The following is a 17806-nucleotide window of genomic DNA, read 5'->3' on the forward strand; positions in this document are numbered from 1 at the left end:
TCAGGCTCCGGTGAAGACTTCGCGGAACGTGTCCAGCGCCATGCGCAGGGACAGTCGCGGTTGATCCAGATAGCTGGAGAGCTTGGCCAGCCCGTGGCTGGCCGATACGTGGTTGCGCACCCAGGGCGCGTCTTCCAGCACGATGTGCTGTTCGGCGAACGCCTGCGGGGTGGACAACAGGCTTGCCAGCGTCTGCGGCGACGCGCCGCGAAAACCCGCCACCAGCCGGTGCTTGCCCGCGATGCGGCCGATGAAGAGGGTGATCTCGAAATCCGCGCGGGACAGGAACGGCGCGATCAGCGTCATCCAGTATGCGGCCACCAGGTTCATGTAGAGCGGGTCGTCCGGCAGCGGCAGTGCCAGTCCCTTGTCCAGTTGCGAAGAGCCGCTGGACATGACGGGCTCCAGCAAGATGCCCAGTGCCAGGATGATGTCGTGCACGCTGGCGGCGTGGCCATTGCCGCGCAGCATGGCCTCCAGCCGTTCAATCGTCTGCAGGTCCACGAAGGCGTCAAAGCCGTCGTCGGCGGCGGTGCGGATTTCGCCTTCCAGTTCGTTCAGTTGCTGCAGGGCCGCGCTGGGGTCGGCGTCGGTCATCAGCATGCCCGCCGCGCCGCTCATGCGGTTCCACATCCGGCTGAAGGCGATGGGGCTGCGCGCGATGAACGCCAGCGGCCGCTGCACCTCGACGGATGTTGCCGACAGGAATGGAAAGCGCCGCCCGGACTGGTCCTGGCTGGGTTGCAGGTGGCCGGCGATGGCCAGCTTGCCGCGCGACCCCAGGATGGCGAACGGCGTGGGTTCGGTGTCGTCGTATAGCGCCTTCCAGTGCGGCTCTTGCGCCAGGATCTCCATGGTGTTGGCGACCCACGCGTCCAGCGTGGCCATCAACTGGGGATGCGACGTGTTCTTCACGAAATCGCCGCGGGTGGGGATCTTGCCGAAGTAGGCCGTTCGGAACAGGGGGGACTGCACGTTGCTCATTGCGGCGCTCCGGGTCGCGGCTGGGCGGAGGGGTCGGGGGATGCGCCCACCACGGAGGAGGGCAGTCGCAGGTTGCGCAAGCCCTGGCTGCCGGGCTCGCTGCCGCCGGCGCCGGGCGCCTGGGCGTTGCTGATGATGCGCAGCTTGACGGGCACGGTCACGTTGGACTTGCCCCAGCTCATGTTGAAACTGCCGTCGGGGTTGGACGTGCGTTGGGCCGTGGAGATCAGGCGTTCCAGGCCGAACCGGCCCGGTTCGTTGACGATCTCGACGACGCTGCCGTCGAACGTGGTGGCGGTGATGCGGGCGCCAGGCGCGCCTTGCGCGTTGGGCCAGACGAAATTGACCCATTGCGGCGGCGTGTTGCGGTAGCGAAGCTGCTGGCCGTCGATCTCGATGGTGTATTCGGTGACGCCGCCTGCCGGCTTCGGCTGGATCTGGAATAGCGTCTGCGGCTGGCTGGCCGCGCCGCCGCCCGCCGCGCCGCCCGACAGGGGCGCGACCCATTGCGCGAAATTGGCCGTGAAGGTCGGCTGCAGGCTGACGCCCATGTCGCCCCAGGTGCGCGCCGTCAGGATGTCGCCGCGGCGCACGGTCAGCGGCCCCAGCGTGTCGTTGACGTACTTGGCGATGCTGCCCTGCGGTCCGAAGACCTGGCCGATCTCGTCGCTGCTGGCTTCGACGCTGGCGCGGCCGGCGAAGGGGTACTTCTCTGCCAGTGTCAGGTTGAAGGGCTGATAGACCTGCGCGTTCCAGACCTTGTTCAATTCGGATTCGGCGGGTTGCATGGTGACCGAATAGGCCTGGATCAGCGGGCGCACCAAGAGTGGGCGCAGCGTTTCGCGCTGCGTGGCGCTCATGCCGGCCAGCATCTGTTCGTCCACCAGCTTCAGGGCATCCGCCAGCTCCGAATCCTTGCCCTCCAGCGTCTGGCGCATCAGGGTCAGCGCGCCGGGGCCGGGATCTCCCTGGTTGTTCAGCAGGTTGAAGCGCGTGCGGATCTTCGACAGCGCGCCCATGTAGTTGCCCAGCAGCGACTGGTTTTCACGCGTGACCACCAGGCGCGCCACGTCCGAAAATTCGCGGCCGATCGGGCCCATGGGCAGCGCCTCGCCATTGGCGGCGGCGGCGGCCGCCGCCGGGGGCGTCTGGCGCAGGATCACGCGCTTGAACCAGCCCACTACGCCGCTCTGCGCTTGTTGCAGCCCCGCATTGATCAGCGACGGGTTGTCCCAGGAGGTCTGCTCATAGGTGGTGTTGATGAGCTTGGCGATGGGGGACGTCTGCGGATCGCCCAGGCGGTTCATCGCGGCGACCGACTGGTCGAAACTGGTGAACGGCTTGATCGTTACGCCGCGCAGGAACTTCTGCCATTCCTCGGCGTACTCCGTCTTGTACATCGTGGCCAGGCTCTTCTGGATCTGTTCGGGGCTGCCTTCCAGCGTCAGGTCGTCGCGGGCGTTCACGCCCAGCACCCAGTCGCTGGTCTGCACTTCCTTCTTGGCCGCTTCGCCGATGGCCGGCTGGATGTATTGCTCCCAGGCTTCACGCGTGAACGTACCCGGGATGGCGTAGCTGCCCGCCACCACGCCAGCGTCGTTCTCGCCGACGATGCGCGCCACCGTCATGGTCTGGAAGCGCGTGGCGGCGCGCGCCTTCAGTGTGGCGTAGGCGCGTTCGCGGGCGGGCATGCCTTGCATGACAGAGCGCAGGCTGCCCCGCGTTTTCTCTACCAGTGCCAGGTTGGTCTCGATCTGGGGCCAACCGGCGTCCGGCGCGCGGCTGACATAGAACGAGATCAGGCGTTCGGCGCTGCGGATCAGTTGGTCACGCGGCATCGCGCCGCGATTGGTCTCCAGCCAGCCGCGCCAGAAGCGCGTGATCTGATCCGACAGGTGCGTGGGGTCGACGTGCTGATGGTTGGCCATCATCAGATACGTCTTCAGCGCGTTGTAGGCGTCATCCGCATTGGTGGGCGAAGCGTCCTGGAACAGCGTGTCGCCGCCCGCGTTGTGCGAGGCGCGCGCCGCCTGGGGCGCGGGCTGCGGCGTGCCGCCGGTGGCGGCCGCGGCGGCCGAGGTGTCCACCTTGGCCAGGAAGTCTTCCAGGCTGGCCTTCACCGGCGTCAGCATGAACTGGCGGGCGCCGTTGTAGTACTCGGCCAGCAGGCGTTCCTTCAGCACGTCGCCCTGGTACAGGCCCAGCCCCAGCGACCACGGCCGGCTGGACGAATAGCGGTCCAGCTGCTCGATGCGGTCCTGCAGGATCTCCATGGCTTCCAAGCGGCTCTGGAGGTCGGTGCGTTCGCTTTGCAGGCGCACCACCTTGTCCATGTCGGCCTGCACGTTCTGCGCCAGCTGCCGGTTGCCCAGGTAGGACCAGCTCCAACCGCCCAGCACCAGGCCAAGCGCCAGCACCAGGCCGAAGAAGGTCAGGTAGCGCATGCGGGTCTTGGCCGGGCTGGCGTGCTGCCGCACGAGTTTCTTGTCGGCGAAGATGACGCTGGAGAACAGGTCGCGCAGGAAGAAGCCGTTGTGCGACGACACGTTGCGCGGTTGCGCCCGCTGGGCCGGATGCAGGTCGAAACGTTCGGCCAGCCGTTCAGTGGACGTGCTTTGCGACACGCCTTCCTGCAAGGCGCTGGTGAAGTAGAAGCCGCGGAAAACGGGCTTGTACTGGAACGGATTGGTTTCGAACAGGGTTGACAGGAAGGTGCGCAGCGCGGGTTTGATGCCGGCGAATTCCAGCGGGAAGGTCAACAGGCCAGGTGGCAGCTCGCGGTTGCTGCGTAGCGAGATCTGGGCAGTGCCCATTTCCTTCAGGCCTTCGTACAGTTCGTCAAAGCGCTCGTCGAACAGCGCCAGCACGTCGCGGTTCTCTTCTGCGCCATAGGGCAGGGTGGCGCCCCAGACGCGGTCGCGCTCTTGCTGGTCGTAGTCGGAGAAGAATTCGCTGAAGCCGGAGATCAGGTCGGCCTTGGTGAAGATGATGTAGACCGGCGCAAACACCTCAAGCCGGTCCGTCAGTTCCTGCACGCGTTGGCGCAGGTTCTTGGCCAGGTTGATGGCGAACTCGGGACCCGCTCCCGTCAGTTCGTCGATGCTGGCGGCCACGATGATGCCGTTGATGGGCGCCTTGGGCCGATGGCGCTTGAGCAGGTCCAGGAACCCCATCCATTCGTTGCGGTCTTCTTCATGCACCGAGTAGCGGCCGGCGGTGTCCAGCAAGATGCCTTCGGTGGTGAAGAACCAGTCGCAGTTGCGCGTGCCGCCCACGCCGCGCACGGCCGCGCCGTTCTTGTCGGCGAACGGGAATTGCAGGCCGGAGTTGATCACCGCACTGCTTTTTCCGGCGGCAGGATTGCCGATCACGATGTACCAGGGCAGTTCATACAAGGCCTCGTTGCCCGACACCTGGCCGATCTTCGATGTCTTGATCGTGCGCACGGCTTGCGTCAACCGGGCGCGTAGCGCATCCACTTCGCCGCGGTTGGCGGCGGCGCCGGTCTGCACTTGCTGCTCAAGCATGTCGCCCAGCTTCTTGTTGGCGTGCCGCGTGCGGCGGCGGCGCCACAGGAACACGCACAGCCACAGGAACAGGAAAATACCCAGTGCGATGGCGGCCCAGGTCAGGCCGATCTCGATCGTGTCGGCGAACAGGAACAGGAAAACCACCAGGGCAAGCAGGCCGATCGCCATGAAGGTGCGGGGGCTGGCCAGAATGCGCGACGACCAGTGCCGGCCCTCGCTGAACGCGCTGGAAATTCCGGAAAAGAAACCTGAAGGGCTACGCATGATTTTTGACTGTTTTTTTGTGGGTCAGGCGGAGGGGGAAAGCGCGGGGGCAACAAGCGCGCATGCGCGTAGCGCGGGGTCCTGGGTCAACACGACAAGCACGGGGGCCTCCATTTGCGCGCAGGCCTCGTTGGCCACGACAAGGGTCAACAGGTGCGAGGCCGCACCCGTGTAGCCGCACGCGGCCCCGACGGCCAGGCAGTCCTGGGTCGGGTCCAGCTTGGGAAACAGCGTACTGGCCAATCCGGCCGCTTCCAGCGGACGGCTGCCGCGATGATCAGCGTCGCTGACCAGCGCCGCGATCGCGTCGGCGGGTTGCGCGTGCCGTTCCAGAAACTGCGTCGCCAACGCCGCCAGCATGGGTTCGTTGATGGCGCCTCGCGCATCGGCCGCGGTGGCGCGTTGCGCCGTGGGTGACAACGTCAACGTCATTGCGCCGTCTGGCGGTGCAACCGGCGTTCCGGCGTCCTGCCTGCCCAAGGCCAGGTCCACGAGCAGTCCCGCCGCGGCTTCGCCGGGGATGCGGCCCTGAGGCGTGGCGTTGCCGGCCAGCGCGCCTTGTTGCTCCCAGTCCTGCACGCGATTCGCGTCGATGTAGGAATCGGCCGCGGCCACAAGGCGCAGCGTGGCGATGGCGGGCGTCAACGGTTCCTGGGCCAGCTGGCGCAGCAGGCTATCGCTGTCTAGCGCGTTCTTCGCGGCGTGGGAGTGCATGCCAAGACGGGAGTCTGGCCAGACGGCCGCCGCGCGCGCCTGCTTGCAGGCTTGGTCGCGTGCCGCCTCAGGCCATTGCTCGGGCAGCGCCAGTTCTAATTGCAGCAGCGGCCACGCGTCGTCGCGTTCCGGCGTGCCGCTGTCCAGCACGCGTGCGCGGGCTTCTTGCGACAGGGTCTGCACGACATCACCCAGCAACGCGGTGGCACGGACGATGTCCTCGGCCAAGGCCGCTTGGGGAGCCTGCTGCCCCGCTGCCGCGTCGCGCAGTAATTCCGTGTCCAGATGCGCTGCGCGCGCGGCGAAGATGGGAAAGCCCTTGGCGTTCATCAAGGACGCATCCAGCGCAGGGCGCTGCTGCTCGGCCACCGCAGCATGGATGGACGCGGGGTCGTTGCCCAGCGCGGCGCGCGCGGTGCTGGCCAGCACGACCAGACGAGCCGTCGCCGGCAGGGCGGGGACGGTTTGTCCGTCGCCATCGGTGGCGGCCGGCGCCGGGTTGGCGCGGGCTTCGCGCCGCGCCCGCACGATGCGCTTGCCCGCCCAGCCTGCCGCGATCAGCGCCAGGGGCAAGGCGAACAGGTACAAGCCGATATCCACGCCGGTGGGCAGCGTGTGCGACTCCTGCCACCAGATGATGACGGCCAGCCAGACGACGCCGAAGACCAAGGCCAGCACCAGGCCGGTTTTAAGCACGCGGGTCATGTGGTCCCATGAAAATAGCGGTTGCAGTGGCGCCCGGAGGCGGCGTTCGGTGCATGCTGACTTCGCGGCATGACGGCTTCATTGCGTGGCCCCCGCGCCGCGTCGCATCACGCCGGGGCGGCGCAATTCCGTGTGGCCGAAGTCCATCAGCTTCCAGCGTCCGCCCCATGTGAGCCCGACGCGTTCGGCGGTCTGCCCAAACAGCTCGTAGCCGCGCATGGCCCAGGGGTCTTTCTCGGACACGACGACCTTGCCGTCGCGCAGGAATGCGCTGTCCGCGGCCAGGCCATACTGGTGGTAGCTCTGGTAGGCGCCGGCGTTGGTCACATGCGATCCCTTGGCCGCCAGTTCGGTCTGCCGCTCCGGGCTGCGATAGCCTTCGATCAGCACCATTTCATAGCCGTGCTCTTCACGCATCACGCGATACGCGGCCAACAGGCGTTGACGGTAATCGGCATCCAGCAGGTTCCAGTCGCGGCTGGCGCCGCCGAGGTTCGGACGCACCAATTCGACTTCGCGCGTGGTGAAGATTTCAGGGGGCAGCGGGGGCGGTGGAACCAGCCGCTCACCGGTCAATAACGCCTGGATTCTGGGGTCCGGACCCGCGGTTTGGTCCTCGTAAAAAAATGTGTGATTGTGTCGCATGACGAAAGCGAAAAGTGACGGAAGCAACACGACCGCCAGCACGGCGGCGATCTGCCAGCGATAGGCGGAGAACGTGCCGCCGGCCTTTCCTAAACCCGTCCGCACGCCCTGTGCGGACCCGCCCACAACCCCCGCCGCCTGACCCGCGCGATGGGCCAGCGCACGGCGTACGCCGTGCGCCAACGCGCGTACGCTGCGCGCCGTTCCCATGCGGAAAGACGGGAAGACGAGCAGCGCGGATACGCCTATCGCAAGCAGAAAATAAAGGGGCAGCAGAAGTAGCAACGGTATCCCTCAATCACGAAGGCGTAATCTTTTGTTCTATTTGGGATTGAGGCAAGCGCTTGGGCGTTGCAAACAGCGTCTGTGCCTTAGGAATCGTAACAAGAAGCGGTGATCAAAATGCGTGGCTCGGGTATTCTCGATCACCTTGGTTACGGGGGATCTACAGGTCCTTCGCCGACACGGGACCTCGCATGGCAGAAGACGAAAAAAGATCGAGCACACCGACCTCTATTCCAAGTTTGCTGGCCGGGCGCGCTTCCTCAGCAGAGGCGCGCGAATCGTCGCGCATTCTTGCCGCGCTGGAAGGGCGCGTGCCGGAGGCCGAGGTCAAGCATCTGGCGCCCAAGCGGCGATCCAAAGCGCCGATGCTGGTGTTGCTGCTGCTGTTGCTGAGCGTCGTGGGCGCGGGAATGTGGGCCGTGTTCGACACGCCGGCCTTGCCCGATGTGGTGGTCACCGCAGAAACGCCCGCTTCCGCGTCCAACAATTCAGAACGCTCCCAGACTGCCTTGCCCGCCGCCGCGATGGCGCAGGCGCCCGCACCAAGCGAGCCAGAGCCGCCGGCCTCCACCGCGGCCACGATCGTGGAAGACCATCCGCTGGCGCAGCTGACGCGGGAACGCGATCGCGAGGCGGGCGAACCTTCCAATCCGTTGTCCGCGCTGGCGGTGACGGCGGCGGCGCCCAAGCCTGCCGCCGTGCCCGCAGCGCCCCATCCCGCAAGTGCCAAGGCGCCGGGCCCCACGGTGCAGCGCGCCGAGCACGGACGTGATCCGGCGGCCACCGCCAAGGCTTCCGCCCCGCGCGGCAAGGCGGCGCCGCGCAGCGACAGCGATGCCGCGCTGCTGGCCACATTGATGTCTTACGGCTTGCCGCCGGCCTCGCCGCCAGGCACCAAGGTCTACAAGAGCGACGGCATTTTCATACGTGAATTGCCGGGCTCGCCGTTGTCCGCGCGGCTGGCGGAATGCCGCAAGCTGGGCTTCCTGGAAAGCGAGCAATGCCGCCTGCGCGTATGCGCGGGCCACTGGGGCACCGCAGCGGAATGCCCCAATGCCCAGGCTCACACCGAGCCTTGAGCGCCCTTGATGAAGGTTTTTTCGTGATGGATTCGACAGCGACGAAGGGTGTGTTCAGCTCTGCCGCCCGCCTGTATCGCCTTGAGGGTGAAGGCGCGCTTGCCGCGTTGCAAGTGGAGGGCTGGGTGGCGCGGGAAGCCCTGTCCGGCGTGGCGCAGCTGCGCATCGTAGCGCTGGCCGACAATGCCGGCCTGGCGCTTCACGACATGATCTCGCGCCCCGTGACGCTGTGGACGACGCGCGCCGATGGCAGCGAGACCTCGCGCAGCGGGCTGATCCGCGAGGCCGAGCTGCTGTCCGGCGATGCGGGCCTGGCGCGCTATCGGCTGACGGTCGTGCCCTGGTTGTGGCTGGCCACGCAGCAACGCGCAAGCCGCGTGTTCGAAGACAAATCGGTGCTGGACATCGTGCGCTACGTGCTGGACAGCTACGAAGGCTACGTCACGCGTATTGCGCCCGGCGTGGACCAGGCGCTGGCCGATCTGGCACCCCGTCCGTATGTGACGCAGTATCGCGAGACCGACTACGAATTCATCAGCCGGCTGTTGGCCGAAGCGGGATTGGGGTGGACGGTAGTCGAGGCCGCTGACGTGCCCGCGAAGCACGCGGTGCTGATTTTCACGGATAGCCGCAACCTGGACGAGGACGCGGAATCCGCCAGCGGCGGCATTCGTTTCCATCGGACAGGCGCCACGGAAACGCGCGACACCGTGCAGGCCATCGCGCGCCGCCGCCGGCGGATTCCTGACCGCATCACGGTGCTGGGCTGGCACGCCAGCAGTAAGCGCGCCATCGCGGCCGAGGCGCTGGTCAACCCGGCGAACGGCGACGATGACGCCGCTGGACTGGAATGGTACGAGCCGCTGGGCCACGGCAGCGTGGCCGACGAGGGCCAGGCCAGGCGCCAAGCCACCTTGGCCATGGAAGCCGTGCGGGTGCAGGCCGAGACCTTCGTCGGTCAGGGCGGCGTGCGCACCTTCCGGTCCGGCACGCGTTTCATGTTGCAAGGCATGTCGGCGCTGGGTCCCGCCAAAGAGGAAGGCTTCGAGCCCGTTTTCGCGCTGGACCGTGTCGAGCACGTCGGCATCAACAACCTGCCGCCCGAGACCCGTGCGTCGCTGGCGCAACGGCTGGGGGGACTGGACGCGTATCTGGTGCTGGACGACGACGCTATCGCGCCGCCGGGTGTGGAGGGCGACGCCGCCTTGGCGCTGGCCCCCGACGCGGCCGTGCTGGCCAAGGCGCGCGAGGTCGGCTACGCCAACCGTTTCGACGCGGTGCGTTGTGATCGCCCGTGGCGTCCCGAGCTGCCGCAGACGCGTGGCGCGCGCCTGGCGGGCGCGCCATCGGTCCACGGCGTGCACACAGCGGTCGTGACGGATGCGGAGGGCACCACGCAGGCCAAGGGGCAGGACGAAATACTCAGGAACCACCGTGGCGACGTGCGTGTCCGGTTCCATTGGCAAGCCGACGGCAAGGATGGCGAGGCCAAGAGCCGCTGGGTGCGTGTGGCGCAGCGGCAGTCGGGCGCGGGCATGGGCATGAGCTTTGTGCCGCGCATCGGGCAAGAAGTGCTGGTGCGCTTCCTGGACGACGATGTCGATCAGCCCGTGGTGATTGGCGCGCTATACAACGGGCGCGGCGAAGGCGGCACGCCGGCCACTCCAGGCGGACGTCCGGGCGGCCAGGTCGATACGCAGGTCTACGCCGCGGCGCGGGACGGCATGCCCAGCGCGCAGGCCAACCTGGCGGCGGGCAACGCGCCGGCCTGGCACGGCGCGGCCGGCGGCGACGAGAACCACCGCAATGCCGCTGCGCTCACCGGCTTCAAGAGCAAGGAATTCGGCGGCTCGGGCTACAACCAGATTGTCTTTGACGATACCGACGATCAACTGCGCACGCAGATCAAGAGCACCCAAGACGCTAGCGAGCTGAACCTGGGGCATCTTATCCATCAGGCGGGTAATTACCGCGGCGGCTTGCGCGGCCTGGGTATCGAGCTGCGCACCGACGGCTACGGCGCCGTGCGCGGCGGGGCTGGCGTGCTGCTCAGCACCTATGCCAGTGATGGCAACGCCAGCGCGGTCGGCGATGCCGCCGGCGTGCAGGCCCTGGCCAGCCAGACGGACCAGATGGCACGGTCGCTGGACGCGGTCGTGGGCGCCCATCAAGGCTTGCGGCTGGCCACGGTGCAAGGCACTAAAGGACCCGACGCCAGCGTGCCGGATACCGAGAAAGCGCCGCTGGCGGCGATGCACCGCATGGTCTCCGGCACGGTGGCGGGCGACGGCCTGGAGCCGGCGCGGGCCGACGCGTCGGCCAAGCACACGCAAGCCGCAGAGGGCAAGGTCCCGCATTCCACCGACCCGGTCGTGCTGATGGCCGCGCGGGCAGGGCTGGCGCAGATCGCCGCGCAGCACATGCAGTATGTGGCCGGCGACACAGTGCACTTTTCATCGGGCAAGGACCAGAACCTGGCCGTGATGGGTGCCTTGCGCCTGCATACGGGGCAAGGGTTGGGGATCGTCGCCGGCCTGCAGCAAGGGGGCGCCGATTCGGGGCTGGACCTGATCTCGGCGACGGGCGACGTGGATGTCCAGGCGCAGCACGACATCCTGCGCGTCCAGGCCCAGAAAGACATCACGATCGGCAGCGCGCAGACGGCCGTCGACTATGCCGCGCCCAAACGCATCCGCATCGCGAACGCGGCGGGCGCCAGCATCGTGCTGGAAGGCGGCAACATCACCGTGACCGCGCCGGGCCGCATCGATGTTAAGACGGGCAACAAGCAGTTTTCGGGACCGGACCGCATGCCCTATGCGTTCCCGCAGTTCACCGTTTGCAAGCAATGCGTGCTGGATGCCCATGATGGCGTGCAGTCCATCACCGACAAGGTCTGAGGTGGAGGCCGGCATGGGCGGTTGGGAAGAACGGTTGAACGACACGCTGGCGCAGGCGGAAACGCTGGCGTCCGCGGCCGGCATGGTGCCGAACACGTATCTGCTGGTGGATTTTCGGGGCCGCACGGAGCTTGCCAGGCCGGTCAAGGCCTGCGCGGATCTTAGCTATGGATCCGTTTGGGTGGGCACCGACTTGGCGGTGTACGACGAGATCGCGCCGTTGTTGATCCAGGTTGATGACCTGAGCCGTTTCGAGCTATCGCGCGGCAAGCAGGCGCCCCGGACCTCGGAGCTGCTGCGCCTGCTCGCGAAGCTGCATGAGGCCGATGGCGGCGAGTTCGCGGTGACGCACATCGTATCCGCGCGGCCGCTGGCCGATTTGATGGCCCACTACGCCTATTACGGCGAATACGGCTTGCCGGATGGGCGCGAGTATTACTTGCATTTCTATGACAGCCGCATTCTGGACCGCGCTTTCCAAGTGTGGACGGATGAAGAGCGCGAGGATTTCCTGGCGCCAGTGCATCAGTTGCGTTATTTGCGTCGCAACGGATCCGTCGCGCAATGGACTGGGGCAGGCGACATGCGGCAGAGGGCTCGAGACTCCCGCCAGCAGGCCTTTACGCAGGGGCAACACCAGGCGCTGCTGGACATGGACTACCCGGACAAGCTGGCGGTGCAGATCCGCCGGCTCTATTTGGGTGTTTTGGGCGGCGGCCTGCGCCAGGACGCGCTCTACACGCAGGTATTGGCGCAGATGGAAAGGGCGCGATCCTATGGGATCGCCACCGAACGCGACATGCTGGACTACGTGGCGTGGGGCATTACCATTTCACCGCGTTTTGACGAGCACGAGGCCATCGCTCCGATGCTGCGGAGGTTCAAGGAAAGCGGACCGGGGCTGTCGCAGGCGCTGGCGGACGTGCCGGACGAGGTTTGGGATGCGCTGCTGCGTGCCGAGCAGGCGCATGGCCGTGGCGCGGTATAGGCGCCGGCGCAACCTGGTGGCAAAGATCAATGCAGGTGCTTTAGGGGGATGGAATGCGTAAGGGGTTGCTTGTCTTGTTGATGTGGCTGGGATTATTGGCCGGCTGCAACAGCGAACCGAACTACCAGGGATTCTCCTTCGTGACGTACAACTACACGCCCTGGGACCTGGACCGGGTCGAAGTGAAGGACGGCAAAGGCAATTCGGCGGTCTCGGGTTCGATCGGAGCCGGCGGGGGCGAGGGCTCGGTGACATGCTGCTATACCTTGACGGGCAGCGACTTCAAGGTGGAATGGCGCGGCGCGGACGGCGAATTGGCCAGAAAGCACATGTTCGACGGCAAGTTGGAAACCGTCATTTTCAATAAAGAAACGCCGGTCCATTTCCCGCCTGCGGAGATACCAGCGGGTGATGGACCGCTTTATCTCGAACTGCACATCTATCCCGACGAGCACATGGAAATAGCGCTCAGCCGAAAGCTGCTGGGCCAGGTGCGAATTCCCATTGTCGATGCCACGCGCTGGTTGTATGCGCAGCACCGCGACGCATTGGGAAGCTATCGAAGCAGCGCTGAACTGCGGCGCGTGGTCGCCAAAGTCGCCAAGAGGGCGTGGGTCAAGTATCGCATCGAGGACGCCCAGGATATGCGGCAGTACATGTTCCTGTATTTCACGGTTGCATCGAATTTCGACACGAACCCCGAGATCGCCGCGATGCTGGCCAAGCCTGGCCGCAAGCCCGGGGAGTTCGCGGTTGCCGTGCAAGGAATGCCGCAAGAGAAAATCGCGCAGCTAAAAGCGGCGGGAACGCCGCCAGGAGACAAGAATGGCTAACCCCGACGCTGGTGAATTGTCGCCGATCGACCGCACGCCCGCCTCGGTGCTGAAGAAGATCGCCGAGAGCGAGGCCGCCTATCCCAAGGACGACTGCCAGGAGTGCGGTGCGATCGTGCGCATCGGCTTTTTCTTTGACGGGTTTGGCCGTAGCCGGGACGCCGATGGCAAGCACCCAACGTTTTATTCCAATATCAGCCGGCTCTGGGAAGCGCACTATGCGCATGACGATGAGGACCGCCCGGTCAAGCAATATTGGTTCCGTTTCTACTATTCGGGTCTGGGGACCGAACTCAATGAGGATGCGAAGAACGACGACTTTATCTATGGCGCCACCGTGGCGGGCGGGAAACTGCTGAGCGAAGCGGGCAAGAACGCCAAGAGTGCCGCCAAGAACATGACGCGGCTGGACGAGATCCCCGAGCACGACGCCTTGAAGCGGCTGCGCAGCGCGACGCAGAAAATGATCAAGGAGGGCTCCTTCCAGCCCATGGTGAAGGCGTATAACGACGTGGTGAAAGACGTCAAGACGCTTCCCGACAAAGTTGTGCGGATCTGGAATGCCTGGGATCCCGAACGTCTGGTCAACCGGGCCAAGGGAACCATCCGGGGGTTCTGGTCTGGATTCAAGAAGAATCCGCTTAAGGTGGCCTGGACGGCGGGCAAGGAAGTCGTCAAGTCTACGGCGATGGAAGGGGTGCCGATCATCCGCGACAACGAGACCGTGGCCTACCTGATGGGAACGGGCGTGGATGTCCGCGTGGACGCTGCGCTGCGGCAGCTCAAGTCGGCGCATGAGGCGGTCAGCGCGGAAATGAACAACGTGCGCCGCATCGAAATTTCGGTTTTCGGAGGGGATCGGGGCGGAGTCATGGCCCGTCAGTTCGTCAACGACGTGGTCAAGAAGTACCGCCGCCGGAACGACAAGGACCTGGTGATTCCTGGGGAAAACGGCGCACCCGAGGCCGAGATCCAGATCCGGTTCCTGGGGCTGCTGGATTCCGTGTCGTCGATCATGGATGAAAGCACCTTTCTTGGGTTCCTGCCGTTTACCGATTTGCTGAAGCAAACCCACAAAGACCGCACGCTGACCGTCCCTGCGGCGGTGCAAAAATGCGTCCATTTTGCCGCCGGCCATGAACTGCGCGCGAACCAGCGTCTGGACAGCCTGGAGAAAACCCGAGGCGAACAGTTTCTATATCCCGGCTCGAGCGGGGATGTGACGGGCGTCAGCCCAGAGGGATCGCTCGGCGCGCGGGGGGAATTGTCCCGGGTTCCGCTACGGGACATGCTGAACTTGGCGATGTCGAACGGTGCCGCCCTCTACAGCATCGAACAGCTGTTTGATAAACGGCCCCTGACTTTCGCGAAATTCTCGATGTCGGCCGCCCTCGCGGATGGCGGAAAGAGCTACCAAATCACAGAACTGGTCGACGCCTATCGCGGTGTGGTGAAGTACGAGCCAGGCGTGGACTTTCTGCCGCACATGGAGGTTTTCCTGCGCTGGCTCGCGGTCAGATACCAAGACCCCGTCTTCAAGAGCGAACTGTCGGACCCTGCGGAAAAATGGATCCAGGATCGGGACTTCTTTACGCCGCAGCAGGCCTACGACGAAGAATTCCGCCGCGTCAGCGCGATGTCAAGAGAGGAGCGGGCCAAGCCGGAGAATACGGCTCGCCTGAAAGAACTGGAAGCCCTGAAGGATCAGCGTCGGGCAACTGCCGACGCCAGCCGTGGCGAGCTTCCGCCCAAGCGTTTCAAGCCGTTGTGGCAACGCCTGGAAGAAGAGTATCGGGCGCTCGAGAAGGCAGAAAATGAAGAGGCCGAGCTGGAAAGATACCGGGCGGAGGTGGCCCGCACCGACCCCGAGCGCGTGCGACGCATCGAACAGGTCACCGCCATCATGAACGAGCCGGCAAGGGTGCGCGACGAGATGATCCGGCGTAATGGCGGCACGGTCGACGAGGATGCCAAGCCGAAGGATCCGCTGGCCGACATGAAGGCGCAGCGCGCCATGCAGCAACGCTTGCTGACGGTATGGCGGGAAGCCAGCGCGGGCACTAACCCTTTGCCCGAAAAGGTCATGGCGCTGTTCGACTTCCTGGTGCACGACGCGATGCTGAGCAGCTGGCCTGATCATTTGCTGGCCAGCACATCGATGTACTTCCGGGTGCGCGACAAAGACATCTTCGGCAAGACCGACTATAAGGCCGAGGATGCGAAGATGAAGGCGGATCTTGAAAACGTGGCGCGCACGGAGAAGATGCGCGCGAACCTGGAGGGGCTGACGCCTGCGCGCCTGTAGCGTGGGTGACGTGGCCAACCCCGACGGCGTGCATCAGGGCGGCCGGGACACCGCCGGGTGACAAGAACGGCGGGTCAGGCCGCGCCTACCGCGGCGGCAGCACTTCAATCGTGACGGTGTTCGACCGCAAGCCGTTGGATTCGACATACACCTCATACTTGGCCGGGTTGACCGGTAGCCCGGCACGGGCCGCCAGGTCCGTGCTGAACTGCGTGCCAACGCTCATGCCCGGCGCGACCGGTTGCCCGCGGGGCGGGCGCGAGCTTGCGATGGTGTCGACCTCGACGCCGGGACGTGTCGGCAGCTTGTATTCAAACGCCACTCCATCGTAGGCCTTGCGTGTTTCAAGATCGGTCGCCACGATGCGTGGCAAGGTCGGGTGCTGCACGGCCGGCACGATGCCGCGCGCGCAGACGGGAATGACCAGCACGCCGGGCGCCCGCGGCCAGACGCGGGCAGGCGCCGCGATGCGGAGCTGTTCGTCGTAGCCGTCGTTGGCGGGCATGCAGGCATGGTCGCGCATGCTGTTGATCGGCACGGAGGCGAAGGAAGCGGGTTCGGTCCAGTCGGAATTCATGGTCTTCTGCGGCGTGACGGATGGGGGGTGGGCGGACGCCGCCGGGGTGAAAGCCCAGGCGGCGGCGGTGAACAGCAGGACAAAGGCGCGCGCCGGGAAGCGGCGCGGCGCGTCAGGACGTGGTCCAGCCATTGGACATGTCCACCTTGCGCACGGCGTCCGAGCACGACGGGCAGAAGCGGATGCTCTGGCAGTCGCCGCCGAACATCACGCAGGCGCCGACGTTGCTGGAATTGGCCTGGTTGGCAGGCAGGCCGAAGTGGCAGTGGTTGCCGGCGTCTGAATAGAAGTAGCGTCCCCCGTCCAGCTTCGACGCGTCATACAGTTCGCCGCCTTCGTTGGCGTTGGCCCATTCCGGCCCGCTGGGCGTCATGCCCAGCAGGTGGCCCATCTCGTGGACCAGCGTTTCCTGCTGGTACGCCATCGTCGCCAGTTGCCAGGGCGTGCGCACCGCGACGCCCAGGATGTTGGTGCCCAAAAAGGCTACGCCGCCCGCGGCGCTTTCCATGAGCTTGACGCGCAGGATGATCCGGCCAGACGCGGGCGTCGGCAAAAGGCCTGCCAGGCGCACCCTGACGCGCAGGCAGGCGCTGGGTTCGGCGGTGTTGCCCGTGATCGGGGTCACGCGGTCCTTGGGCACCACGGCCCGTTTGACCGTCCCTGCGGCATCCGTGTATTCGAACAGGCACTCCAGGAACCAATCGTCGTTCGGATCGATGTTCAGCCAGAGATACGCAGGGTTGCCGTCGGGGCCAAGCAGGTCCATCTCGGCGTCGGCCACGCCCGGACCGGCATTGGCGCGCATGATCAGCGGCGCGATCGGCCATTGCGCGGCCAAGCGGTCGATATGGCAGACCGCGATGGTGTAGGGCTCGTGCCGGGCGCCCTCCGAGCGCGGATAGATGGACTGGACCAGCCGGCGCATCCGCGCGTCGCCTTCGTCCGTCCAGACATCCGAATTGGCGTCGCCGCGCGTCTGCACGTAGGGCAGTTGCAGCACGTCGATGCCATGGCGCGCGTATTCGTCGGCGGTCGGCTGGAAGCCGTAGCGGCGCTCCATGTTTTCCGGGCCGGGCATGCGGATCTCCTGGATGTACATGCGGCGCACGGTTTCGATCATCTCGGTCATGACCGTCTGGTTCTGGTCGTTCAGGACTTCGAACAGATAGGTGTTCAAGCCCGCGGCGGGCAAGGTGATGTTGTCGACGACCTTCGTGCCGTCGGGGTCGGTCACGTACTGGTAGGTGGACTGGTCGGGGTCGCGGTACAGGGGCTGCCGATCGCGTTCGCGGGCCGTATAGACGGCGTTGGTCCGGCGGGCCATGACTTTGACCGTGAACCGGTGTTCTCCGCGGCGGTTGAACGATACGCGGATCTTGGGCCGGTTGGTCTGGCGGTCCAGGCTGGTCAGCGCCTGGCCGTCGTTCCAGCGCGCTTCCGAGGTCTTCAGGTTCACGTACTGCAATTGCGCGCCGCTCTGGCTGCGGTAGGTCGACACGGCGAGCGTGCCGCCCTGTGCGCCGCCGCTGTCCGCCGGACCGCTCGCGCCGCCCGTGCCATCCTGGCCGGCGGGCCGCGTTGCGGTGCCCGGCAGCCCGATGCCTACCGCGTCCATGGCGCGGCGGACCAGGCCCGGATACGGCGAATTCGCCACGGCCGGGATGTTCATGATGGTTTCCGCCACCTTGGGCAGCGTGATGCTGGTCACGCTGGGCGACTGGAGGATCGCGCCCACCACGACGGGGATGGCGGAGTCGCTGAGCCCGGGCGTGCTGAGGATCGCGCCGGCCACCGCCGGGATGTTGTCCACGTTGACGTCCGGCATGGCCATCAGCGTGTTGACGGCGGATCCCAGCGATGCGCCCTTGTCGCCCATGGCGTTCATCGCCTGCGTCATCATGGGCCGGATCGCGGCGCCGACGCCGCCCTGCGAGCCGCCCGCCGCAGCCAAGCCGGAGGCGGCCGACAACGTCGAAGCCATGTTGCCCGCCTGTGCG

The 17806-nt window shown here is 66.0% G+C and carries 11 protein-coding genes; 5 read left to right on the forward strand and 6 right to left on the reverse strand.

Annotation, left to right across the window (positions count from 1 at the left end):
- The 4 genes from tagF to HG262_RS25550 form a co-directional block, all read right to left on the reverse strand.
- A complete protein-coding gene (gene tagF / locus HG262_RS25535) occupies positions 1-984 on the reverse strand; it encodes a type VI secretion system-associated protein TagF (protein WP_169273679.1) in 984 nt (327 codons plus the stop codon).
- Positions 981-4682, reverse strand: a complete 3702-nt coding sequence (gene tssM / locus HG262_RS25540) for a type VI secretion system membrane subunit TssM (RefSeq protein ID WP_169273686.1) — start codon at positions 4680-4682, stop codon at positions 981-983. Before tssM ends, tagF begins: the two co-directional genes overlap by 4 nt.
- Before the next feature lie 120 nt (positions 4683-4802).
- Positions 4803-6197, reverse strand: a complete 1395-nt coding sequence (locus HG262_RS25545; protein WP_169273680.1) for a hypothetical protein — start codon at positions 6195-6197, stop codon at positions 4803-4805.
- A 78-nt stretch (positions 6198-6275) separates the two neighbouring features.
- Positions 6276-7127: a M15 family metallopeptidase gene (locus HG262_RS25550; protein WP_169273681.1), complete on the reverse strand. Its 852-nt coding sequence runs from the start codon at positions 7125-7127 to the stop codon at positions 6276-6278.
- A gap of 191 nt (positions 7128-7318) precedes the next feature.
- On the opposite strand from HG262_RS25550, the gene HG262_RS25555 reads away from it, so the two are divergent.
- The 5 genes from HG262_RS25555 to HG262_RS25575 are packed head-to-tail and all read left to right on the forward strand — an operon-like array spanning position 7319 to position 15232.
- Positions 7319-8206 (forward strand): hypothetical protein, encoded by an 888-nt coding sequence (locus tag HG262_RS25555; RefSeq protein WP_169273682.1) that lies wholly within the window; start codon positions 7319-7321, stop codon positions 8204-8206.
- 26 nt (positions 8207-8232) lie between these two features.
- Entirely contained in the window at positions 8233-11106 is a 2874-nt protein-coding gene (locus tag HG262_RS25560) for a type VI secretion system Vgr family protein (protein ID WP_169273687.1), read from the forward strand.
- Between the two features lie 13 nt (positions 11107-11119).
- A complete protein-coding gene (locus HG262_RS25565; RefSeq protein ID WP_169273683.1) occupies positions 11120-12094 on the forward strand; it encodes a DUF4123 domain-containing protein in 975 nt (324 codons plus the stop codon).
- Between the two features lie 53 nt (positions 12095-12147).
- A complete protein-coding gene (locus HG262_RS25570) occupies positions 12148-12927 on the forward strand; it encodes a hypothetical protein (RefSeq protein WP_169273684.1) in 780 nt (259 codons plus the stop codon).
- Positions 12920-15232, forward strand: coding sequence for a DUF2235 domain-containing protein (locus tag HG262_RS25575; RefSeq protein WP_169273685.1), 2313 nt, complete (start codon positions 12920-12922; stop codon positions 15230-15232). Before HG262_RS25570 ends, HG262_RS25575 begins: the two co-directional genes overlap by 8 nt.
- An 85-nt stretch (positions 15233-15317) precedes the next feature.
- On the opposite strand, the gene HG262_RS25580 is transcribed toward HG262_RS25575, so the two are convergent.
- Together HG262_RS25580 and HG262_RS25585 are read right to left on the reverse strand one after the other, a co-directional pair.
- Positions 15318-15941, reverse strand: a complete 624-nt coding sequence (locus HG262_RS25580; protein WP_248293498.1) for a hypothetical protein — start codon at positions 15939-15941, stop codon at positions 15318-15320.
- Positions 15922-17806: type IV secretion protein Rhs (locus HG262_RS25585; protein ID WP_348984425.1), on the reverse strand; the 1885-nt coding region annotated here is incomplete at its 5' end. The genes HG262_RS25585 and HG262_RS25580, both read right to left, overlap by 20 nt.

This window comes from Achromobacter sp. Bel, assembly GCF_012928505.1.
Lineage (GTDB): Bacteria > Pseudomonadota > Gammaproteobacteria > Burkholderiales > Burkholderiaceae_B > Achromobacter.